This is a genomic window from Enterobacter cloacae complex sp. XAL002, assembly GCF_049236805.1.
GTDB classification, from domain to species: Bacteria; Pseudomonadota; Gammaproteobacteria; order Enterobacterales; family Enterobacteriaceae; genus Enterobacter; species Enterobacter intestinihominis.
On sequence record NZ_JBMKJN010000008.1, the window covers coordinates 47,358 to 69,829 of the forward strand.

General features: G+C 55.4%; 21 protein-coding genes. 4 read left to right on the forward strand and 17 right to left on the reverse strand.

The window, feature by feature from the left end:
- Positions 1-64: 64 nt before the first annotated feature.
- Complete coding sequence (pdxY, locus tag ACOT0L_RS09640; RefSeq protein ID WP_063849281.1) at positions 65-925, forward strand: pyridoxal kinase PdxY; 861 nt, start codon at positions 65-67, stop codon at positions 923-925.
- A 60-nt stretch (positions 926-985) separates the two neighbouring features.
- Here pdxY and gstA read toward each other — a convergent pair whose 3' ends face one another.
- The 12 genes from gstA to blr all read right to left on the reverse strand — a co-directional run bounded on the left by gstA (position 986) and on the right by blr (position 11,165).
- The gene (gene gstA / locus ACOT0L_RS09645) at positions 986-1,591 is read right to left on the reverse strand and encodes a glutathione transferase GstA (RefSeq protein ID WP_045308481.1); all 606 of its coding nucleotides are present in this window, start codon (positions 1,589-1,591) and stop codon (positions 986-988) included.
- A 105-nt stretch (positions 1,592-1,696) separates the two neighbouring features.
- Positions 1,697-3,205 (reverse strand): dipeptide/tripeptide permease DtpA, encoded by a 1,509-nt coding sequence (gene dtpA / locus ACOT0L_RS09650; RefSeq protein ID WP_023299961.1) that lies wholly within the window; start codon positions 3,203-3,205, stop codon positions 1,697-1,699.
- Positions 3,206-3,813: 608 nt separating this feature from the next.
- A complete protein-coding gene (nth, locus tag ACOT0L_RS09655; RefSeq protein ID WP_023306010.1) occupies positions 3,814-4,449 on the reverse strand; it encodes an endonuclease III in 636 nt (211 codons plus the stop codon).
- Positions 4,446-5,132, reverse strand: a complete 687-nt coding sequence (locus ACOT0L_RS09660) for an electron transport complex subunit E (protein WP_003857592.1) — start codon at positions 5,130-5,132, stop codon at positions 4,446-4,448. Before ACOT0L_RS09660 ends, nth begins: the two co-directional genes overlap by 4 nt.
- A 2-nt stretch (positions 5,133-5,134) precedes the next feature.
- Entirely contained in the window at positions 5,135-5,755 is a 621-nt protein-coding gene (rsxG, locus tag ACOT0L_RS09665) for an electron transport complex subunit RsxG (protein ID WP_022647917.1), read from the reverse strand.
- A 10-nt stretch (positions 5,756-5,765) separates the two neighbouring features.
- Positions 5,766-6,818, reverse strand: coding sequence for an electron transport complex subunit RsxD (rsxD, locus tag ACOT0L_RS09670; RefSeq protein ID WP_126503409.1), 1,053 nt, complete (start codon positions 6,816-6,818; stop codon positions 5,766-5,768).
- The gene (rsxC, locus tag ACOT0L_RS09675) at positions 6,819-8,840 is read right to left on the reverse strand and encodes an electron transport complex subunit RsxC (RefSeq protein WP_022647919.1); all 2,022 of its coding nucleotides are present in this window, start codon (positions 8,838-8,840) and stop codon (positions 6,819-6,821) included.
- Positions 8,833-9,411 (reverse strand): electron transport complex subunit RsxB, encoded by a 579-nt coding sequence (gene rsxB / locus ACOT0L_RS09680; RefSeq protein ID WP_015570664.1) that lies wholly within the window; start codon positions 9,409-9,411, stop codon positions 8,833-8,835. Before rsxB ends, rsxC begins: the two co-directional genes overlap by 8 nt.
- Entirely contained in the window at positions 9,411-9,992 is a 582-nt protein-coding gene (gene rsxA / locus ACOT0L_RS09685; RefSeq protein ID WP_022647920.1) for an electron transport complex subunit RsxA, read from the reverse strand. Before rsxA ends, rsxB begins: the two co-directional genes overlap by 1 nt.
- A gap of 76 nt (positions 9,993-10,068) precedes the next feature.
- Positions 10,069-10,509: a DUF2569 domain-containing protein gene (locus ACOT0L_RS09690; RefSeq protein WP_063853896.1), complete on the reverse strand. Its 441-nt coding sequence runs from the start codon at positions 10,507-10,509 to the stop codon at positions 10,069-10,071.
- A gap of 85 nt (positions 10,510-10,594) precedes the next feature.
- Positions 10,595-10,810 carry a transcription modulator YdgT gene (gene ydgT, locus ACOT0L_RS09695; protein ID WP_000217941.1) on the reverse strand — a complete coding sequence of 72 codons (216 nt, stop codon included), beginning with the start codon at positions 10,808-10,810 and terminating at the stop codon, positions 10,595-10,597.
- Positions 10,811-11,039: 229 nt separating this feature from the next.
- Entirely contained in the window at positions 11,040-11,165 is a 126-nt protein-coding gene (gene blr / locus ACOT0L_RS09700; protein WP_151884424.1) for a division septum protein Blr, read from the reverse strand.
- Between the two features lie 239 nt (positions 11,166-11,404).
- Between blr and ACOT0L_RS09705 the strand changes: the two genes are divergently transcribed.
- The gene (locus tag ACOT0L_RS09705; protein WP_023306015.1) at positions 11,405-12,445 is read left to right on the forward strand and encodes an oxidoreductase; all 1,041 of its coding nucleotides are present in this window, start codon (positions 11,405-11,407) and stop codon (positions 12,443-12,445) included.
- Positions 12,446-12,501: 56 nt separating this feature from the next.
- Here the strand turns inward: ACOT0L_RS09705 and add are convergent, their stop codons facing one another.
- The 3 genes from add to malX all read right to left on the reverse strand — a co-directional run bounded on the left by add (position 12,502) and on the right by malX (position 16,411).
- On the reverse strand, positions 12,502-13,500 hold the full coding sequence (gene add, locus ACOT0L_RS09710) for an adenosine deaminase (RefSeq protein ID WP_022647922.1): 999 nt from the start codon (positions 13,498-13,500) through the stop codon (positions 12,502-12,504).
- Positions 13,501-13,596: 96 nt separating this feature from the next.
- Positions 13,597-14,769, reverse strand: a complete 1,173-nt coding sequence (locus tag ACOT0L_RS09715; RefSeq protein WP_126503407.1) for a MalY/PatB family protein — start codon at positions 14,767-14,769, stop codon at positions 13,597-13,599.
- A 49-nt stretch (positions 14,770-14,818) separates the two neighbouring features.
- Complete coding sequence (gene malX / locus ACOT0L_RS09720; protein ID WP_023299967.1) at positions 14,819-16,411, reverse strand: maltose/glucose-specific PTS transporter subunit IIBC; 1,593 nt, start codon at positions 16,409-16,411, stop codon at positions 14,819-14,821.
- A gap of 179 nt (positions 16,412-16,590) precedes the next feature.
- Between malX and ACOT0L_RS09725 the strand changes: the two genes are divergently transcribed.
- Positions 16,591-17,619, forward strand: a complete 1,029-nt coding sequence (locus ACOT0L_RS09725; protein ID WP_023299968.1) for a Mal regulon transcriptional regulator MalI — start codon at positions 16,591-16,593, stop codon at positions 17,617-17,619.
- A gap of 56 nt (positions 17,620-17,675) precedes the next feature.
- On the opposite strand, the gene ACOT0L_RS09730 is transcribed toward ACOT0L_RS09725, so the two are convergent.
- Both ACOT0L_RS09730 and manA read right to left on the reverse strand, forming a co-directional pair.
- Complete coding sequence (locus ACOT0L_RS09730; RefSeq protein ID WP_126503405.1) at positions 17,676-19,202, reverse strand: YdgA family protein; 1,527 nt, start codon at positions 19,200-19,202, stop codon at positions 17,676-17,678.
- A 99-nt stretch (positions 19,203-19,301) separates the two neighbouring features.
- Positions 19,302-20,477: a mannose-6-phosphate isomerase gene (gene manA, locus ACOT0L_RS09735; RefSeq protein ID WP_048966442.1), complete on the reverse strand. Its 1,176-nt coding sequence runs from the start codon at positions 20,475-20,477 to the stop codon at positions 19,302-19,304.
- Between the two features lie 199 nt (positions 20,478-20,676).
- On the opposite strand from manA, the gene fumA reads away from it, so the two are divergent.
- Positions 20,677-22,323: a class I fumarate hydratase FumA gene (gene fumA / locus ACOT0L_RS09740; protein ID WP_126503403.1), complete on the forward strand. Its 1,647-nt coding sequence runs from the start codon at positions 20,677-20,679 to the stop codon at positions 22,321-22,323.
- The last annotated feature ends 149 nt before the right edge of the window (positions 22,324-22,472 follow it).

Sequence of the window (22,472 nt, forward strand, 5' to 3'; positions counted from 1 at the left end):
AAAAGTACGCAGGGGCGTGGGAAACCACGCCCCTTTTGTTTTGACAGGGTTTGGTAAGTACAACATGAAGAACATCCTCGCCATTCAGTCCCACGTTGTTTTTGGACATGCTGGCAACAGCGCTGCGGAATTCCCGATGCGCCGCCTCGGGGCCAACGTCTGGCCCCTCAATACCGTTCAGTTCTCGAATCACACCCAGTACGGTAAATGGACCGGCTGCGTGATGCCGCCGTCGCATCTGACGGAGATCGTTCAGGGGATTGCGGATATCGACCAGCTTAAACGCTGCGATGCCGTACTGAGCGGTTATCTGGGTTCGGCGGAGCAGGGGGAACATATCCTCGGCATTGTGCGCCAGGTGAAAGCGGCAAACCCCGCGGCGAAATATTTCTGCGATCCGGTGATGGGGCATCCGGAAAAAGGCTGCATCGTCGCGCCGGGCGTTGCGGAGTTTCATGTCCGTCATGCATTGCCCGCCAGCGATATTATTGCGCCAAATCTGATTGAACTTGAGATCCTGTGCGAGCATCCGGTCAACAGCGTAGAAGAGGCTGTACGCGCCTCTCGCGAGCTCCTCGCCCAGGGGCCAGAGATTGTGCTGGTTAAGCACCTGGCACGCGCAGGGTTGAGCCAGGACCGTTTTGAAATGCTGTTGGTGACGAAGGATGAAGCCTGGCACATCAGTCGACCGCTGGTGGATTTCGGTACACGTCAGCCTGTCGGGGTTGGGGATGTGACCAGCGGTTTGCTGCTGGTGAAGCTATTGCAGAGCGCAAGCCTGCGCGATGCGCTGGAGCACGTAACCGCAGCCGTTTATGAAATCATGATTGCGACGAAGACGATGCAGGAATATGAGCTACAGGTGGTTGCGGCGCAGGATCGTATCGCGAAGCCCGAGCATTATTTCAGCGCAACCCAATTGTAAGAGCAGGGATAGTGTAGGCCGGGTAAGCGCAGCGCCACCCGGCAATACAGCGCGCTCGGATTAATTCAACCCTTCTGCCTTCAGCGCCGCTGCAACCGCAGGGCGTGCCGCTACGCGTTCCATATACGACGCAATATGATCTAATCCTTCCAGGTTCAGCTTCACCGCGCGCGCCCAGCGCAGAACGGTAAACAGATACGCATCAGCAATGGTGAAACGCGCACCGCAGATCCACTGATCGTCTTTCAGTGATTCATTAATGTACTGCATCTTTTTCTCAAGTAACGCACGTACGGTCGGTTTGTACTCTTCCGGAGTATCCGGGCGGAACAGCGGCGTAAAGCCTTTGTGCAGCTCGGTCGCGATGTAGTTAAGCCACTCAAGGGTTTTATAGCGAGAGATACTGCCTGTTGGTGCCAGCAGCTGACGATCAGGCACGTTGTCGGCCAGGTACTGCATTATCGCCACGCCTTCGGTCAGCAGCGTACCATCATCCAGCAGCAGGGCCGGAACCTGCCCTTTTGGGTTAATCGCAAAAAAGTCACCCCCGTTTTCCAGGCGCTTTTTCATCAGGTCAACGCCGTCCAGCGTGAAATCCTTACCGCTCTCGCGAAGGGTGATATGCGAAGCAAGAGAGCAGGCGCCCGGTTTATAGAACAGTTTCATCGGTAACTCCTTTTTGCTGAGGTTCCCGCTATGTTAGTGCGCGTTCAGATAAAAAAAAAGCCGCTAATCAATTAGCGGCTTCTGTTCAGTCGTTTCCCGATGACATTACGCGTTCGCGGTGTTGGTCGCTTTAGCGGATTTGTCGTCGTCCTGCGTCATACGATTGAGTTTTGGTGCAGTGAGCAGCATCAGCACGGCAATTACGGCTGTCGCGATACCAATTTGCATGAACACGGTACCGTAGACGTTCAGGGAGACCAGCGGGTCGGTAACGTTGTCCGGTACCGCCATCAGGTTCGCAATCTTACCTGCAATGATGGCTGCGCCAGCGGTCGTCAGGAACCAGCTACCCATGATGAAGCCCATCAGACGCTGAGGGACCAGCTGTGCAACCATCGCCAGGCCCAGACCGGAGATCATCAGTTCACCGATGGATTGCAGCGCATAGCTCAGGATCAGCCAGTTAACAGACACGATACCCGCGTCGGTCGCGAATTTCGTCCCCAGCGGCAGCACCAGGAATGCGCCAGAGCACAGCACCATACCGATCGCGAACTTGTGCGGCATCGGCAGACGGTCGCCCATCTTGTTATAGATAGCGGCCAGAATCGGGCTACCAATCATGATCCAGAACGGGTTCAGTGCCTGGTACTGCTCCGGCTCGAACGCGATACCCAGGATGGAGTGCTCAACGTTGCGGATTGCGAAGAAGTTCAGAGACGTCGGCATCTGGCTGTACAGGACGAAGAAGATAATCGCTTCCAGCATCAGGATGAACGCCACAATCATCTTACGACGTGCCGCACCCTGCATCGCGAAGGCTTCTTTAGCGAAGATAATCACGATACCCAGCGCAACCACGGCCAGTACGGCACGTGCAATACCCTGGTTGTGCAGCAGCCAGGTCGCGACAGCGGCCAGGATCACAATGCCGACGATGGTTGCCAGCAGTTTGCCCATATGCACGGGTTCGAAGTCTGGTTTAGAACCATAATCTTTAACCCAGCTGCGACAGAACAGGAAGTTCACAACGGTGATCAGCATACCCACGAAGCTCAGCGCAAACGCTACGCTCCAGCCGAATTTCGCGGCCAGCCATGGGGTTGCCAGCATAGAGAAGAATGAACCGATGTTGATGGACATGTAGTACATGGTAAATGCACCGTCCAGACGCGGATCATCTTTGTTGTAGCAGGTAGAAAGCAGGGAGGACGGGTTAGCCTTAAAGAGGCCGTTACCTACCGCGATGGTAGCCATGCCCATGTATACCACGCCCGCATCGTGCCCGGACCATGCAACCAGACCATAGCCAATCGCCAGAACCACGGCGCCCAGCATAATGACACGTTTCGTACCGAGGACTTTATCGCCTAACCAGCCGCCGATGGCGACCAGGCCATAGACCAGAGCGCTGAAGGACGAGAACAGCGTGATGGAATCGGCTTCGGACATACCCAGTTGCTTAACCAGGTAAACGGCCATAATCCCTTGCAGGCCGTAGTAGCCAAAACGCTCCCATAATTCGATAGAGAAAATGAGATAGAACGCTTTAGGCTGTTTGAAAGCGTTAAGACTTACGCTCTCATCTGTTGGTTTATTGTTTGCAGTAGACACATATACCTCTTTTTTTACATCCCATATTAACGGGGGTGTTCATAGCGTGATGACCGTAGTCCATCCGCTTTATAGTTATATTGGGAGGGGAAACGGCGGGTAATGTTCACTATCCAGCCCCATCTGGCAATACGTTTGTAATAATCTGTTACATATAACTGTGGCGGTATAATCATCGGTTCACGCAAATGTTATGCAGCGTTAAATTTCATCCGTTGAGAATTGGTGGTTTTTTTCACTGTAAATGACCCTGATGAATGGCTGTATGGCGATATGTTCTGCTATTTTGGGTGAAAGGCAGTGATATAGCCCATATTCTGAAAAATGACTGGTCTTATATGCGGTGAGTAAAGGATGAGATCTTGTCTGGCAAAGGCGTGGAGAGGGTTTTAACAACAAAAATCCTACATCAAGTTATCAGAGTGATCGCGATCACAGATGTATAGAAATTTTTGGTGATGAAAAAACTATTAACCTGTTTGAGTGTTAAATATCCGCAGAATCGACAATACTTTATGGACAATGAGAGGGAAAATTACGGCCAAGGGAGAAGATATCAGAGCCCTTATTTAATCTAAGGGCTTGAACAGTAACAAGTGTATGTACCTTCAGGGATAGACTTTTTCTTTGTATTCACAGAGATCTTCGATAATGCAGGAGCCGCAGCGTGGCTTACGTGCAATACAGGTATAGCGCCCGTGAAGGATTAGCCAGTGATGGCAATCCACCTTAAATTCCGCAGGGACCACTTTTAATAGCTTTTCTTCCACCTCTTCCACGTTTTTACCCGGCGCGAACCGGGTGCGATTAGAAACGCGGAAGATGTGAGTGTCCACGGCGATCGTCGGCCAGCCAAACGCCGTGTTGAGCACGACATTTGCCGTTTTACGCCCGACGCCTGGCAACGCTTCCAGCGCTGCGCGATCTTCCGGGACTTCACCGCCGTGCTGCTCAAGCAGGATCCGGCAGGTCTTAATGACGTTTTCGGCCTTACTGTTAAACAGGCCGATGGTCTTGATATAGGATTTTACCCCTTCAACCCCCAGCCCCAGCATGGCCTGCGGCGTATTGGCGACAGGGTAGAGCAGGGCCGTGGCTTTGTTGACGCTCACGTCAGTGGCCTGCGCAGAGAGCAGCACCGCGATCAACAGTTCAAACGGCGAGTTAAAATTCAGCTCTGTCGTTGGATGAGGATTCTCATCGCGCAGGCGCGTCAGGATCGCAATGCGTTTCTCTTTATTCATACTGCTTTCTCGGGGATCCCTTCCTGTACGCTGCGTTCAGCGGCGCGGCGTTTACGTTTTTCATCAATCAGGTATTTTAACGCCAGCATCATTCCAAGGCCAATGAATGCGCCTGGCGGTAGCATGGCCAGCAGGAATGGGGTGTCCGTATGGAACACCTCGATACGCAGCGATTTCGCCCAGCCGCCAAGCAGCGCGTCCGCACCGTCGAAGAGCGTACCGTTGCCCAGAATTTCACGCAGAGAGCCGAGGACGAACATGGCGGCAGTCGCGCCCATGCCGATGGAAAACCCATCCAGCGCGGAAATTGCCGGGTTGTTTTTCACCGCGAAGGCTTCAGCGCGTCCCACGACAATACAGTTAGTCACGATAAGCGGAATGAAGATCCCGAGCGACTGGTACAGGCCAAATGCGTAGGCGTTAATCAGCATTTGCACGACGCTGACCACCGATGCAATGATCATGACATAAATCGGAATACGGATTTCCGATGGCGTCCAGCGGCGCAAAACAGAAATGGAGAAGTTGGTCAGGGTCAGCACCAGCGTGGTCGCCAGCCCCAGCCCGAGCGCGTTGGTGGCGGTAGACGTCACCGCCAGCAGCGGGCACAATCCCAACAGCTGTACTAATGCCGAGTTGTTCTTCCAGAGTCCCTGGACGATAACCTCTTTAACCTGGCTCATGGTCACTCCTCACAGGCGGAAAGATGATTGATCTGCGCGGGCAGCGTTTCGGCATACAGACCGGCGCGTTTGACGGCGTTGACGACCGCGCGGGGCGTAATCGTGGCGCCCGTGAACTGGTCAAACTCACCGCCATCTTTTTTCACCGCGAAAGCAGGATCGTCCTCGCCATGAATCATCTTACCGGCAAAGTGTAAAATCCAGTCGCTCAGGCGTGTTTCAATTTTGTCGCCAAGGCCCGGCGTTTCGTGATGTTCCGTCACGCGCGTACCCAGCACGGTGCCGGAAAAATCGCTGCCTACCAGCAGCTGAATTGCGCCAGAGTAACCGTCCGGCGCGGTGGCTTCCATGATGGCACCCACCGGGTTCTCGCCCTTACGGGCAATATAAACGCGGTGGCTTCCTTTACCGAGTTGCGGGGCCTGCACGACAAAGCAGCTTTTTTGCAGGTTATTATCATAGAAGTCTGATGGGATCACCTGATCGAACAACGCCTTTTGCTGCTTCATTGCCTGCTCTTCAATGGTGCTTTTCGTCAGTTCATTTACCAGCGCGGTCAGCCCGGTGAGGGCGGCGGCGAAGATCGCCAGCGTGACGCCGTGTTTTTGCATAGTCTTTAGCATGGCGTAACCCTTAGCGATGACCGTACACGCGTGGACGCGTGTAGTAGTCGATGAGCGGAACGGTGATGTTAGCCAGCAGTACGGCAAATGCCACGCCGTCCGGATAGCCACCAAAGCTGCGAATAAGCCAGACCAGCAAGCCCGCCAGCGCGCCGAAAATCAGACGACCTCGGTTGGTGGTAGAGGCGGTGACCGGATCGGTCAGAATAAAGAATGCCCCGAGCATGGTCGCGCCGGAGAGCAGATGGAGCTGCGGGCTGGCCAGTGACTCAGGTGAGATGACCCAGCCGAGCGTTGAACAGACGGCCAGCGTCACCAGGAAGCTCACCGGAATATGCCAGCGGATCGCTTTTTGTTGCAGCAGGAAGGCACCGCCCAACAGGTAGGCCAGATTGACCCACTGCCAGCCCGCACCCGCCAGTACGCCGCTGTAAATAGACGATTTCATCACCTGCTCGACGCTGTGGCCGGCACGCAGGGAGGTTTTGAAGGTATCGAGCGGGGTGGCCTGGCTGATGCCATCCACGCCCATGCGAAGCGCGTTCATATCCGCGCCCATCGCGGTGTGGCCAGTAAAGATAACGTTCAGGGCATCCATAAAGCCGGGCACCGTGGCGGCGATCTCATGCGGCGGCAGCCAGCTGGTCATCTGTACCGGGAAGGAGATCAGTAGCACCACGTAACCAATCATTGCCGGGTTAAACGGGTTATGGCCCAGCCCACCGTACAGCTGCTTGGCGATGATCACCGCAAATACCGTTCCCAATACTGCCATCCACCACGGGGCGAACGGGGGAATGCTGATGGCAAGCAACAGGCCGGTCAACAGGGCGGAGTTATCGCTCAGGATGCGAGTCACCTCCATTTTGCGCAGCTTCAGGATCGCTGCTTCCGCTGCGACGGCACTGGCGCAACCCAGAACTAACTGGAAAAGCGTACCCCAGCCGAAAAACCAACACTGTACGGCAATACCTGGCAACGCGGCCAGGCACACCAGCATCATAATACGCGATGTCTGGCGCTGGTTATGGGTATAAGGGGAACTTGCAATTCTGAAAACCATTTAATCCTCGTTAACGGCTTGCTGCGCGGCTTTCTTTGCCTGAACACGCGCAATCGCGGCGGCGACTGCGGCTTTGCGTGGATCGTCGTTGGCGGCCGCAGGCCGTTCGTCCTGCTGTGCCGCTTTTCGTGCTTTGGCACGGGCGATGGCCGCTTCAACGGCGGCTTTACGTGGGTCGACAGGCGCTTCACTCTCTTCGGCAGGCTGAAGCTGTGCCGCTTTACGTGCTTTGGCGCGGGCGATAGCGGCTTCAACGGCCGCCTTGCGCGGATCGGTCGCTTCCTGTTCAACCACCACTGTCTGTTGACCGGCTTTACGGGCTTTTGCCCTGGCGATAGCCGCTTCCACCGCCGCTTTACGCGGGTCTGTGTCGGCTTCCGGTTTGGCGTTTTGCGCCTTCTCCGCCTGACGTGCGCGCGCTTCGGCTTTACGCGCTTCGCGGGCGGCAATCGCTTCGCTATTGTCCGGCTTTTGGCCAGACACGATCGCTACCGGCTGAGCGGCAGTCGCGTTCTTCTCCCGCACACGGGCGAGGGCAGCGTTAATCGCATCCTGATCTTTCGCCGCAGGCTGCACGGCAGCCTGCTTATGGCGTTCCTGACGGGCTTGTTTCTCGCGCTCCAGTCGCGCCTGGCGCGCTTCAAAGCGAGCCTTCGCTTCAGCGGCACGTTTTTCTTCCATGGAGATAGCGTAGATTTCGGCTTTCTCCTGACGGAAGTACTGCACCAGCGGAATATTGCTTGGGCAGACCCAGGCACAGGCACCGCATTCAATACAGTCAGCCAGGTTATGCGCCTGGGCTTTATCGTGCAGCTGGCCTTTGCTGTACCAGTACAACTGCTGCGGCAGCAAGTCTGCCGGACACGCATCCGCGCAGGCGCTACAGCGTATACAACCTTTCTCTTCCTGCGTTTCGCCCATCTCCGTTGGGGAAGGGGCGAGCAGGCAGTTGGTAATCTTCACCACTGGCACATCCAGCCACGGCAGGGTAAAGCCCATCAGCGGGCCGCCCATAATGACCATCTGCTCGCTCCCCGGGCAGAAGCCAGCCTGTTCCAGCAGATGATGCACCGGCGTACCCAGACGCGCCCAGACGTTGCCGGGACGGGAGACGGACTCGCCGGTCAGCGTGACGACGCGTTCGGTCAATGGCTCTCCGTCAATCACCGCACGTTTCACCGCGTAGGCAGTACCCACGTTTTGCATCAGCACGCCGATATCGGACGAACGGCCCCCGTGGGGAACCTGTTTTCCGGTCAGGATCTGCGTCAGCTGCTTCGCCCCGCCGGATGGGTATTTGGTTGGAATCACGCGCAGGGCGATATCATGGCTGTCCGCCAGTACCGCGCGCAGCATCGAAATGGCCTGCGGTTTATTGTCCTCAATACCGATCAGCACTTCGCGGGGTTGCAGGATATGCGCAAGAATGCGAATACCTTCCACCACCTGCGCGGCACAGTCCTGCATCAGACGATCATCGGCGGTGATGTACGGTTCGCACTCGGCGGCGTTAATAATCAGCGTTTCGATTTTATCGCCGCCGCCGTGAAGCTTGGCACCGGTCGGGAAGCCAGCGCCTCCAAGACCTGCTACGCCAAACTGATGAATGCGTTCAATCAGCGCTTCACGGCTGCGGGAACGGTAGTCGCTCCAGCCGTCACGATCGATCCAGCGATCTTCCCCGTCGGCTTCAATGATGACGCTCAGCTCAGACAACGCCGAGGGATGGGCAACGGTATGGGGGGCAACAGCCACCACCTTGCCCGAAGTCGGGGCATGTATCGGCAACATACGTCCACGACCAAAGGTCAGCGGCTGGCCGCGAAGGACGGTATCGCCTTCTTTCACGCACAGCTCGCCTTCCGCGCCGATGTGCTGTTTCAATGGCATCACGTAGCGGGTCGCCAGCGGAATTTGACGCAGCGGCGTACCGTTTGACTGGGTTTTCATTTCCGGGGGATGGATACCGCCGTCGAAGTCCCAGATCTTCTCTTTTCTGAAAGCAGAAAATAACTTAAGCATGTTGTTCCACAGGAATATTGCGAACCGGAATGGTCTGAAGATCCCATTTCCAGCTTTCGGTCGTCGTTTCAACCGGGCGGAGTTCTATACACTGCGTCGGGCAGGGGGCCACGCAGAGGTTACAGCCGGTGCACAGGTCCGCCACAACGGTGTGCATGGCGCGGGTTGCGCCTACAATGGCGTCGACAGGGCACGCCTGAATACATTTGGTGCAGCCGATGCAGTTGGCTTCGTCGATAACAGCAAGGGCACGAACGGGCTCCTGCGCCTGTTCATCGCCGTCGACAGGCTGCGGATCGACGTTCAGCAGGGCAGCTATTTTAAGCATGACCGCTTCGCCACCCGGCGCGCAGCGGTTGATCTTTTCTCCCTGCACGCCCACCGCCTCAGCGTAAGGACGGCAGCCAGGGTAGCCGCACTGCCCACACTGGCTCTGCGGCAAAAGCTCATCAATTTTTTCAACCACCGGATCGTCCTCCACCGCAAACCGGCGGGAGGCATAACCCAGAATGATGCCAAAGACGAGTCCCAGTACGCTGATGGACGCGATGGCAATCCAGATAGCACTCATTACAACTTCACCAGACCACTAAAGCCCATAAAGGCCAGAGACATTAAACCTGCGGTCACCAGAGCGATGGCGTTTCCGCGAAACGGCGCGGGAATATCCGCCGCTGCCAGACGCTCGCGAATCGACGCGAACAGGACCATAACAAAAGAGAAACCGACCGCCGCGGAAAAACCGTACAGCGCCGACTGCATGAAATTATGCCCAAGGTTGATGTTGAGCAGCGCCACGCCCAGCACAGCACAGTTGGTGGTGATGAGGGGCAGAAAAATACCCAACAGGCGATACAGGGCAGGGCTGGTTTTACGCACTACCATTTCGGTAAATTGCACCACCACCGCAATGACCAGAATAAAGGACAAGGTGCGCAGGTAGAGCATGTCCAGCGGGATCAGGATCCAGGTATCAATCAGCCATGCGCAAATGGAGGCCATCGTCATCACGAAGGTGGTGGCCAGCCCCATGCCCATTGCCGTCTCCAGCTTTTTGGAGACCCCCATAAACGGGCACAGGCCAAGGAACTTCACCAGTACGAAGTTATTAACCAGCACAGTTCCGACAAAGAGCAGTAAGTAATCGGTCATTATTTAGCCTGAAATAAAAGAGCCGCCTATTATCGGATAAACGACAACAGGCCACAACAGGTTAACTGTAAGGTTATTACGGGTTAACGAAGGTCTTCTTAACGCGCGTCGACCGCTTGAAATAGGGCACCAGAAGCGCCGTTGCAAGCAACGGAAAGAGTAGCTGGCGAACCGCCAGTGTGTCAGAAACTGGCGAAAAAGCGAACGCTTTGACGGCAAGCAGCACGGAGACCAGCAGCCAGATAATGTAATGTTTCGGCACGCTTTTGCGGCGTTTGAAGAAGGCGATGGTCAGCCAAAGCGTGTAGTACCACATCGCGATTGCGAAAACGAACGACACAAACCACGTCGCAATATTGAGCGCGCTCTGAGACATCAGTGTCTGGATAGCATGAGGAGTAACCAGTGCAGTGGTGTAAAGCAACAGCGCCAGCGAAGCGCTTAATAAAGCCACCAGCAGCCATGCCAGCGGGGCGATTAACCAGCCCCCAATTCTCTCTCCAGGCAATGCGGTCATACGCTCTCCCATAGTCTGCGCGAAATGTTATACAGAAATTTGCAGGGCGGAGAGTATATAACATTTCACGCCGAAGGCTACTTTCTTATACAACGTAACGCCAGACAGATTTAGGTACTTCCCCCACGTTGAACAGACGACCGCCAGAGACGAGTTCGGCGCGACGATGGTCAGCCGCGCGGTACATATTGATGATGTCCTGATTATCCGACAGCGTGTAGTTCAGATGGTCAAACAGTTTTTCCAGGCTTTCGAGGGAATTGATCTTGCGAAATTTTAATAAATAGTCCTGAACTGTCATATTAATAAGTTTCCATATAAAAGGGTAATACCCATAAAGGTAATGCGTTCGAATAATAAACGGATTAATAAAGACGTAAACTGTCCACTCGGGTAACGCGACGAAATTAGGAGTTTTCTTTGCGAAGATTCAGGCATCAGCAGATGCCTGGAAGAGAAGGGTAACCCCGTTCATTACGGCTGGCAATACGTTCCATGACGTAATGTGTCACGCTTTATGACGATGCGGCTTACTTTTGTTGAGCAACAGTAACAGGCTCCGGCGGCTGGTAGTTATCGATATGGCTGGCAATGCCGAGCAACACGACTGAAACGCCAAGGACAATCCATCCCGCTAATTCAATGATTCGATTAATTATTGATGACATATTTTGTGTTTGTAATTTATCCATAAATACAGATTGCAAATGTTACAGCGGCCTTTTCGACAGAGCAAGCGCTTTGGGAACGATTCCCGGGCCCCATATACACACTTTAATGCGAGGTAACAAAAAAAGCTGTCGCGAGATGCTATTTTAACTCACAGGGCACATTATTAATCTGTGCGTTAAGCACAAGGCCAGTGATAAATAAGCGCACAGCGAGGGGGCATACGATGAGTGAAAACATCCGCGTCGGTCTTATTGGCTACGGGTACGCAAGCAAAACCTTTCATGCGCCGCTGGTTGCCGGCACGCCGGGAATGGAACTGGCGGCTATCACAAGCAGCGATGAAACCAAAGTCCATGCCGACTGGCCAGCCGTGCCGGTGGTAACGGAGCCTAAGCATCTGTTTAACGATCCTAATATTGACCTTATTGTCATTCCCACCCCTAACGACACCCATTTCCCCCTGGCGAAAGCGGCGCTGGAGGCTGGCAAACATGTCGTTGTCGATAAGCCTTTTACCGTGACGTTGTCACAGGCGCGCGAGCTGGATGCGCTGGCGCGAAGCCTGGGTCGGTTATTGTCGGTCTTTCACAACCGGCGCTGGGATAGTGATTTCCTGACGATCAAAGCGCTGATAAACGAAGGCACGCTCGGCGAAATTGCTTTTTTTGAGTCTCACTTCGATCGTTATCGTCCGCAGGTGCGAGATCGCTGGCGCGAGCAGGCGGGACCGGGCAGCGGCATCTGGTATGACTTAGCGCCGCATCTTCTCGATCAGGCCGTTCATCTGTTTGGTCTGCCCGTAAGCATGACGGTCGATTTAGCTCAGCTCAGGCCGGGGGCGCAGACCACCGACTATTTCCACGCCGTTTTGAGTTATCCGCAGCGGCGCATTGTGCTGCACGGGACAATGCTTGCGGCGGCGGAATCGGCCCGTTATATCCTTCACGGGGCGCGCGGCAGCTATGTGAAGTTCGGCCTGGATCCGCAGGAAGAGCGCCTCAAAAATGGCGAACGCTTACCGCAGGAGGACTGGGGCTACGACATGCGGGACGGGGTGGTGACGCGTGCGGAGGGTGAGGTACTGGTTGAAGAGACGGTGTTGACCCAGCCTGGGAACTATCCGGCGTATTACGCCGCAATTCGTGACGCGCTGAACGGTTCAGGTGAAAATCCGGTTCCGGCGAGCCAGGCAATCCAGATTATGGAGCTCATCGAGCTGGGGATCGAATCCGCCAAACATCGCGCAACGCTCTGTCTGGCATAAGTGCCAAACGCTTTCGTAGGCCGGGTAAGCGCAGCGCCACCCGGCAGTAAAGAGGACTACTGAGCAACTTTATCGCGCAGCGCCTGTTTCTCTTCAGGCGTCAGGAAGGCGATCTCCAGCCCGTTGATTTGCGCCTGACGGATCTGCTCGCGGCTCAGCCCGGCCTGCGGCGCGGCGATGTTGTATTCGTGAATAATATCCACGCCCTGAACCGCCGGATCGTCCGTGTTCAGTGAAGCCAGCACCCCGTGTTCAAGGAAGGTTTTCAGTGGGTGTTGCGCCAGCGACGCCACTGTACTGGTCTGAATATTGGAGGTCAGGCAGGATTCGATCCCAATACGTTGTTCGGCGAGGAAATCCATCAGCGCGCGATCTTCAATGGCTTTCACACCGTGACCAATACGTTCCGCACCCAGTTCACGAATGGCCTGCCAGATGCTTTCCGGCCCCGCGGCTTCGCCAGCATGAACGGTAATATGCCATCCTGCATCACGTGCGCGGTTGAAATGAGACAGGAACAGGCTGCCCGGGAAGCCCAACTCATCACCGGCCAGGTCGATGGCGGTGATCTGGTCGCGATGCGCCAGTAACGCTTCCAGCTCCTGAAGACAGGCCGCTTCACCGAAGGTACGGCTCATAATGCCGATCAAACGCGCCTGAACGTCAAAGGTTTTGCAACCTTCACGCACGCCCTCAATGACCGCTTCAACCACGCCCGCTACGGGGAGACTGTGGGTCATCGCCATATAGCCCGGAGAGAAACGCAGTTCGACATAGTGCAGGCCGTTGCGAGCGGCATCTTCGATGTTTTCAAAGGCGACACGGCGACAGGCATCGAGCGAGGCCAGCATCTTCACGCCCCAGTCAAGCTTGCTCAGAAAACTTACCAGATCCGGCTCGTTCGACGTCACCTGGACATGGGGGATCAGGGTTTCAAGCGTTTCGGCAGGGAGCGTTAAATTGAACTGGCGACCAAGATCGAGAATAGTTTGGGCACGAATGTTCCCGTCGAGGTGGCGGTGAATATCAGTTAAAGGCAGGCGTGTATCAATCATGGTCGCACTCTTTGCTGGTTAAAGTGCGCCATATTATAAAAACAAAACGGGGGAAAAAGCTATTTGCGCAAGGGAATATTCCGTTGCGCAAATTATTTACAGCAGAGTGTTGATACCCGCAATAAGGCGCTTAACGCCCTGTTCGAGCTTACTACGCGGACAGCCAGCGTTCAGTCGCACATAGCCTTTTCCTTCATCCCCATAAGTATATCCCGGCATGATGGCCACTTTTTGCTGTTCAATCAGCACGTTTTGCAGCGTATTGTCATCAATACCGAGTGGGCTGAGATCAATCCAGGCCAGATAGGTGGCCTCTGGCGGTTGCCAGTTGAGTGTCGGAAACGCAGCATTCAGTTCGTCAGCAATGTAGCGCAGGTTTTCTTCAAGATAGGTCCGCAGCGCGTCCAGCCAGGGTTCGCCCTGCCGGTAAGCAGCAATGTGCGCGGTCAGCGCCAGCACGGAAGGGGAAGAGAGTCCGTCCCGCCCTTTTAAGGCATTCAGATAGGCGTTACGGCTGTCGTCATCGGCGATAAGCCCCCAGGCGCCCGTCAGTGCCGGAATATTGAAGCTTTTAGAACCCGAGGTCAGCAGCGCCCATTTACCGTCCGCAACCTCATTCCACGGGGTATGGCGATGCGTGCCCCATACCATGTCCATATGAATTTCGTCGCTGATTACCGCCACATCATGACGGCTGCAAAGCGTTGCAATTGTGGCCAGCTCTTCCCGCGTCCAGACTTTGCCGGTCGGATTTTGCGGGCTACACAGCAGCAGAACCGTGTTTTCCGGTTTTGCCAGCGCCGCTTCCAGCGCGGCCATATTGCCGTCCCAGCCACGCGCCGTTTTCTGCATCGGCACGGAAACAACGGTACGCTGGTTGCCTTCAATGGCTTTATAAAAGGCATCGTAAGCAGGGGTATGAACCACCACGCCGTCGCCAGGCGCGGACCATATGCGGATCAGCTCCGAGACCATATAAATGACCGACGGCCCATACACTACGGTTTCGGTATCAATCTGACTTTTAAAGCGTTGCCGGAACCAGTGCGCCACGGCAGCCAGAAATTCGTCATTTTTCCAGCGGCTGTAGCCAAACACGCCGTGGTTGATGCGCTGGTGCAGCGCATCGGTAATACAGGGAGCGGTGGCGAAATCCATATCAGAGATGGTGAAGGGCAGCAGGTCGGCAGCCCCAAAACGGTCAGCGACATAATCCCACTGGGTACACCAGGTGCCGTGTCGATCCACGACGGTAGAAAAATCAAACATGACGGTGCTCCGTAAAGTAAAACCCCCTCATGACGAGGGGGGCGAGGCATCAGGCTTCGACGGTTCGCATCAGGGTTGCCAGCTCATCCTTCACTGACTGTACCTGCGGGCCAATGACGACCTGCAAATTGTGTTGATTTAACTGTACCACGCCGATAGCCCGGTTAGCTTTAAGTGCGTTGGTATCCACTTTGGACATGTCCGCCACCGACAAACGCAGGCGGGTGATGCAGTTATCCAGAGAGGTAATGTTATCCGCACCGCCCAGCGCCGCCAGAATAGCCGGCGTGTTATATCCGGATTTCCCAACGGTACCGGCCACTGCCTGTTCAACGCTGGTGGCCGTATCGGTATCGCGGCCAGGCGTTTTCAGGTTAAAGCGGGTGATGGCGAAGCGGAAGATCCCGTAGTAAACCGCGAACCAGATGGCGGCCACAACCGGCACCAGATACCACTTAGTGGACAGGCCGTGCAGGATACCGAATACCACGAAGTCAATCACGTTACCGTCAGTGTTACCGATGGTTACACCGAGCACAGCCATCACGGTGAAGCCCAGGCCTGTCAGTACGGCGTGGATGAGGTATAACACCGGTGCCACGAACAGGAACAGGAACTCGATAGGTTCTGTCGTACCGCCCACCACGCAGGCAATAACGCCGGAGATCAGCAGGCCTTTAATTTTATGACGATTTTCCGGGCGGGCGCAGTGGTACATCGCCAGCGCAGCGCCCGGCAGGCCGCCGAGGAAGGCAGGCATTTTCCCCTGAGAGAGGAAACGCGTCGCACTTTCAGAGAATCCGTGCGTGGTCGGGCAGCTCAGCTGGGCCTGGAAGATGGTCAGCGCGCCGCTAACGGAATGACCGCAAACGTCCATAGTACCGCCTGCTTCAGTAAAACGGATCAGGGCAACCAGGATGTGCTGTAAACCAAATGGCAGCAGCAGACGTTCACCCGTACCGAAAATCATCGGGCCGAAATCACCCGCGCCGTTGATAATGCGGCCAATTCCGGTGATCCCCATGGCAAAAACCGGCCAAATCAGAGGGATAATCAGACCAAACAGACCCATCACAACCAGCGTAATGATTGGCACAAAGCGGGTGCCGCCGAAGAAGGCCAGCGCATCGGGCAGGCGGATGTTATGAAAGCGCTCGTGCAGCATCCAGATAATCACTCCCGCGATCACGGCTCCAAGGATCCCGGTATCGATGGACTGAATTCCAATCACGCTCTGAATGTTATTGGCTTTCAGTACCGCCGCGTCGGTCGTGGGCAGGATCCCTTTGGCGGTCAGCCAGAAGTTAACCGCAAGGTTCATGACCGCATAGCCAACGAAGCCCGCAAACGCCGCCACGCCTTTGTTTTCGCGCGCCAGACCCAGAGGAATGGCGATACAGAACATTACCGGCAGGAAGCTAAAGGCAAAAGAGCCGACCTTGCTCATCCAGATGAAGATCGCCTGAAGTACCGGATTTCCGAGGAAAGGGATCAGGGTAATGACGTCATGGCTGCTTAACGAGCTGCCGATCCCCAGCATGATCCCGCAAAAAGAGAGAAGCGCCACGGGCAGCATAAAGGTTTTGCCCAGTTGCTGGAAAAACTCCCACAGCGATATTTTTTGTGCTGCTTTCGTCGTCATAAAACGACTCCTTAAATGGTAGAAAGAGATTTAACGACCGCGATGGGGCGAAAAGATAAAACGTTTTATCAAACTTTAGTGCGCGCTAAATCACATTCTCAGGCTTTTACTGGTAGTATAAAGATAACGTATTGATAAAACGTTTTAGCGATCTCATTATCAAGGAGTCACGCCACCACATGGCTGTAGCGAAAAAGATCACCATCAACGATGTCGCGCTGGCGGCGGGGGTTTCCGTTAGCACCGTTTCGCTGGTATTGAGCGGGAAGGGGCGCATCTCTCCTGCTACGGGTCAGCGCGTCAACGAGGCCGTTGAGCAACTGGGCTTTGTGCGTAATCGCCAGGCGTCGGCGCTGCGCGGTGGGCAAAGCGGGGTGATAGGGCTGATTGTTCGCGACCTCGCGTCGCCGTTTTATGCAGAACTGACCGCCGGGCTTACCGAGGCGCTTGAAGCGCAGGGGCGAATGGTTTTCCTGCTCCACGGTGGGCGCGAACCGGAGCAGCTGCTCTCCAGGCTGGATATGCTGCTGACGCAAGGGGTGGATGGGGTGATCGTGGCCGGCGCGTCCGGTGTGGGCAGTGAATTGTGTGAGCGCGCGGCGCAGAAAGGCGTACCGCTGGTGGTTGCGTCACGCGCCAGCTATCTCGACGAAGCCGATACCCTTCGGCCGGATAACATGCAGGCCGCGCAAATGCTGACCGAGCATCTTATTCATCGCGGCCATCAGCGCATCGCCTGGCTCGGCGGTAAAAGCTCGTCCCTGACGCGTGCGGAGCGGGTGGGCGGTTACTGCTCCACGCTCATCAAATACGGCCTGCCGTTTCACAGCGAATGGGTGGTGGAGTGTGAGTCCAGCCAGAAAAAAGCCGCCGAAGCCATCGGCACGTTGCTTCGCAACAGCCCGACGATCAGCGCGGTGATTTGCTATAACGATGTGATTGCGATGGGGGCGTGGTTCGGCTTGATCCGCGCCGGACGCCAGAGCGGTGAGGGCGGGGTAGAAACGTTCTTCGGCCATCAGGTGGCGCTGGGGGCATTTGCGGATGTCGGTGAAAATGCGCTAGACGATCTCCCCATCGTCTGGGCGACGACGCCGGCTCGTGAAATGGGATACACCCTGGCAGACCGAATTATGCAGCGTATTGAAAATACGGACGTGCAGGCCGGGCATCAGATTGTGGCGGCGCGGTTAGTGACGGTGAAGTAATCTCCGCTGCACATCGCCTGGCAATAAAAAAACCCCTCATGCGAGGGGTTTTTCGTTTACTGCTGCGGTACTGCTGGCGGCGCTGCCGGTTCAGCCGGTGCCGGAATGCCCAGCGTCGGCATACCAAACATGCCGACAAAATCTTCCAGCGGCATTTTGTCGCCGTTGAGCGTTACCTGGCCATTAGCATATTGCAGGCTGGTGGAAATGGTGTTGTCTTCCACCCTCGTGATGCGGAACATCTGGCCCATCGCCGCCAGGCCTTTCACCTGTTGGTTTGCCAGTTTACCTGCATCTTCTTCACCATACCCTTCGAGTTTCGCAATCTGCGTCATGAACTCGGTTGCCATATCCATCGGGATGGTCAGCTTGCTGTCGAGCGATTTCACGCTGCGGTCAACTTCCTGCGCCAGGGTCTGCGGCTCGCCGGTCGCGGCCGCCGGATCCTTCAGGAACAGCGACAGGTTGAAGTTGGTTTCGCCTTTGTCGTTTTTCCAGCTCAGTGGCGCAACGGTAATTACCGGCTCGCCTTTCAGCAGGATCGGCAGGTTATTAAACAGCACGGCCATCGCCTGCTGCTGGTACGCCTGCGGGTTCTGTTGCAGGGCGGCATCGGTCAGCAGAGCCTGACTCTCTTTGCTGTATTTCTGGCTAAATTCGTGCCATGCCTGGCCGTCAATGTTGCCAATTTTCAGTGACAGCTTGCCGGTACCCAGGTCCTGATTCTGTACTTTCAGGCTTTTCAGGCTGTAATCCAGCTGGGTGTTGATGCTTTTACCGTCTTTGGAAACGTCAGACTTGCCGTCCAGATCCATGCCTTCCAGCACTGCCATCTCTTTACCTTCAATCGCAATGGCGATCTTATCGAGGCTCAGCTTCTGATCGCCAATACGCTCGTCAAAATCGGTCATACGGCTATTGCCGCTGGCTTTCAGGTTGTTGAAGGTAAGCTGGACCTTCTGGTTATATTCATTGACTGAATTCACCAGGCCGCTGGCGGCATCGCCGGTCAGAGAGACATTCTTGCCGTCGCGATCGGCATCAAGCTGGAAATTACCGCCGCTGAAGGCGACTTTATCGGTGCCTTGTTCGTAATTCAGCGCTTTCAGGTCGATGTCGGAACGCGTATCACCGGCATAGCTGATGCGGGTATTGATCTCGAACGGCGACTCATTTTTCGCCATATCGAAAATTGGCTTCGTCACCTCGTTATTTACCAGTACGGTTCTGGCGGATGCCATAGAGGGGATCAGGTTAAACTTTTTCAACTGTGCCAGCGGGAACGGACCGTGGCTGACCACTTCATCCAGTACCACGCTCTGGCCCGGTTTCAGCCAGGCGTTCTGATTGCCCGCTACCGGCTTCACCACCACCTGCATATGGCTGGTAAAGACGCCACGCTGGTAGTTCTGGTAGCTCAGCTCCAGACCTGCTTCAGGCGCGCTGCGCTTAATCTCGCTGTTTGCCTGTGCCATCATCTCTGCCAGACGGCTTTCCAGCTGTTTCCCGGTATACCAGGAAGCACCCGTCCAGATCACGCCTAAAGCAACAATCACTCCTACCGCTACGACCGATTTTTTCATTGCGATTATCCCTAAAATGAAACCAGGCGGTTAAAACCGCCTGGTGTTACAACGCCTGTTACTAGCTTAGCAAGAGTTGTTAAAAAATTCAGTAAGTCCCTAAAGCTTATTAAAAACGCGCGCCAGGCGACCAGTGCCGCTCACGAAGACAGGCGACTCGTTTGCCGGGACAAAAGCGGACTCCCCCGGTTTAAGCAGCAGACGCTCGCTACCGTTATGCAACGTCGCTTCGCCTTCCACACAGAACAGGATCGCGGCGCTCTCCTGTGCAATGGCGGTTTCGTCTGCGCTGAGGTCATGCAGGGAGAAGGCAAAATCGTCAACCGGAATCGGGAAGTCCAGCTCTGCGCCGTTTTTCACCGGCTGAGTAAGCAGCTCCGCAGCAGGTTTCGCCACGAACTTCACGTTGGCAACCAGCTCAGGGATGTCGATGTATTTTGGCGTCAGGCCCGCGCGCAGTACGTTATCGGAATTAGCCATCACCTCCAGTGCCACGCCGTTCAGGTAGGCGTGCGGGGTTTCAGCGAACAGGAACATTGCTTCGCCCGGGTTGAGCTTCACCACGTTCAGCAGCAGCGGAGAGAAGAGGCCGCTGTCGTCCGGATAAAACGCGGAAATTATGCGAATGGTGTCCCATGGCTCACCCTGCTGGCCGTTCAGCGCGGCTTTCAGCACCGCCAGCGCGTGGGATTTTTCCTCGCCCTGCATATTCAACAGGCTGGCAAACAGCGCGCTCAGGGCTTCTGCGTTCGGGTTTTCCAGGAAGTGGGCGATCGCGTTGTGAGCCCCAGCGACCGGTTGCAGCAGGGAGATGATCTCGGAAAACTCGCGGAAGGCATTCATCGCCAGGAAAGGGGTAAGGGCGAAAACCAGTTCCGGCTTGTGGTTAGGATCTTTGTAGTTACGCTCTGCGGCGTCTAACGGAATACCGGCGGCATTTTCTTTGGCAAAGCCCAGCTCAGAGGCTTTTTTGTTCGGGTGAACCTGAATGGAGAGCGGCTGGTCGGCGCACAATACCTTGAACAGAAAAGGCAGCTCACCAAAACGATTCGCCACTTTATCGCCGAGCAGCGCGGCTTTGTCGGCATCGATGACATCACGCAGGCTGCGCACCTGGCCGCTGGCATCTTCAATTTTTGAGCTGCTCTTCGGGTGCGCGCCCATCCACAGCTCTGCCATCGGCAGGTTGTCCGGGTTGGCGATACCGTAGAGATCCGTTAACGCAGTTTTACTTCCCCAGGCGTAGTTTTGCACTGAGTTGATGAGTTTTTGCATTATCAAGCCCTGATTCATATGTGGAATTAACTTCGCGTATTAAAGCAATAAACCGAATGGAAGTAACCTGCGGATGTAAAAAGTCGTACTAGTCTCAGTTTTTGTTAAAAAATTGTGTAGGATAAGCTGACTCGCTTTTAAGCCGGGCAGCGGAACATCTGCCCTGAATAAACAGACCGAAGCAGTAAGTGAGAGAACAATGTCGAATAAACCCTTCCATTATCAGGATCCTTTCCCCCTCAGTCAGGATCGGACCGAGTATTACCTGTTAACCCGCGATTACGTTTCTGTCTCTGAGTTTGAAGGGCAGGAGATCCTCAAAGTTGACCCGCAGGCGCTGACGCTGCTGGCGCAGCAAGCCTTCCACGATGCTTCCTTTATGCTCCGTCCGGCGCATCAGCAGCAGGTTGCCGATATTTTGAGCGACCCGGAAGCCAGCGAGAACGACAAGTACGTTGCCCTACAATTCCTGCGTAACTCTGATATCGCGGCGAAAGGCATTCTGCCGACCTGCCAGGACACCGGCACGGCGATTATCACCGGTAAAAAAGGCCAGCGCGTCTGGACCGGCGGCGGTGACGAAGCGGCGCTGGCGCGCGGCGTTTACAATACCTACACCGAAGATAACCTGCGCTATTCGCAAAACGCGGCGCTGGATATGTACAAAGAGGTGAACACCGGCACCAACCTGCCTGCGCAGATTGACCTCTACAGCGTCGACGGTGACGAGTACAAATTCCTCTGCATTGCCAAAGGCGGCGGTTCAGCCAACAAAACCTATCTTTACCAGGAAACCAAAGCGCTGCTTACCCCGGGCAAGCTGAAGAACTATCTGGTTGAGAAGATGCGCACCCTTGGCACTGCGGCCTGCCCGCCGTACCATATCGCGTTTGTGATTGGCGGTACGTCTGCTGAAAGCACCCTGAAAACCGTTAAGCTGGCCTCAACCAAATACTACGATGGCCTGCCAACGGAAGGTAACGAACATGGTCAGGCGTTCCGCGACGTGCAGCTTGAGCAGGAACTGCTGGCCGAAGCGCAGAATCTGGGGCTGGGCGCGCAGTTTGGCGGCAAATACTTCGCGCATGACATTCGCGTGATCCGCCTCCCGCGCCACGGTGCATCCTGTCCAGTGGGGATGGGCGTGTCGTGCTCTGCGGATCGTAACATCAAAGCGAAGATCAACCGCGACGGCATCTGGATCGAAAAGCTGGAGAACAACCCGGGCAAATACATCCCTGAAGAACTGCGAAAAGCGGGTGAGGGCGAAGCGGTACGCGTTGACCTGAATCGCCCGATGAAGGAGATCCTGGCGCAGCTTTCGCAGTATCCGGTTTCAACGCGCCTTTCCCTGAACGGGACGATTATTGTTGGCCGCGACATCGCCCATGCGAAGCTGAAAGAGCGCCTGGACAACGGTGAAGGGCTGCCGCAGTACATTAAAGATCACCCGATCTACTACGCAGGCCCGGCAAAAACGCCTGATGGGTATGCTTCCGGCTCGTTAGGCCCAACCACGGCGGGCCGTATGGACTCCTACGTCGACCAGTTGCAGGCCAACGGTGGCAGCATGATCATGCTGGCGAAAGGCAACCGCAGCCAGCAGGTGACGGACGCGTGCCACAAGCACGGCGGCTTCTACCTTGGCAGCATAGGCGGCCCGGCAGCGGTGCTGGCGCAGGGCAGTATCAAGAGCCTCGAGTGCGTGGAGTACCCGGAACTGGGTATGGAAGCGATCTGGAAAATTGAAGTGGAAGACTTCCCGGCGTTTATCCTCGTGGATGACAAAGGTAACGACTTCTTCAAACAGATCCAGTCTACCCAGTGTTCGGCGTGTGTGAAGTAATTCTGTAAATTGCCGGGTGGCGCTGACGCTTACCCGGCCTACATCCTCGTAGGTCGGGTAAGGCGCAGCCGCCACCCGACATCAAAAAGAGCGCACAAAGCGCCATAACGTTTCTCAGAAGTCATCAATACTTATCTCTTAAGCATGTG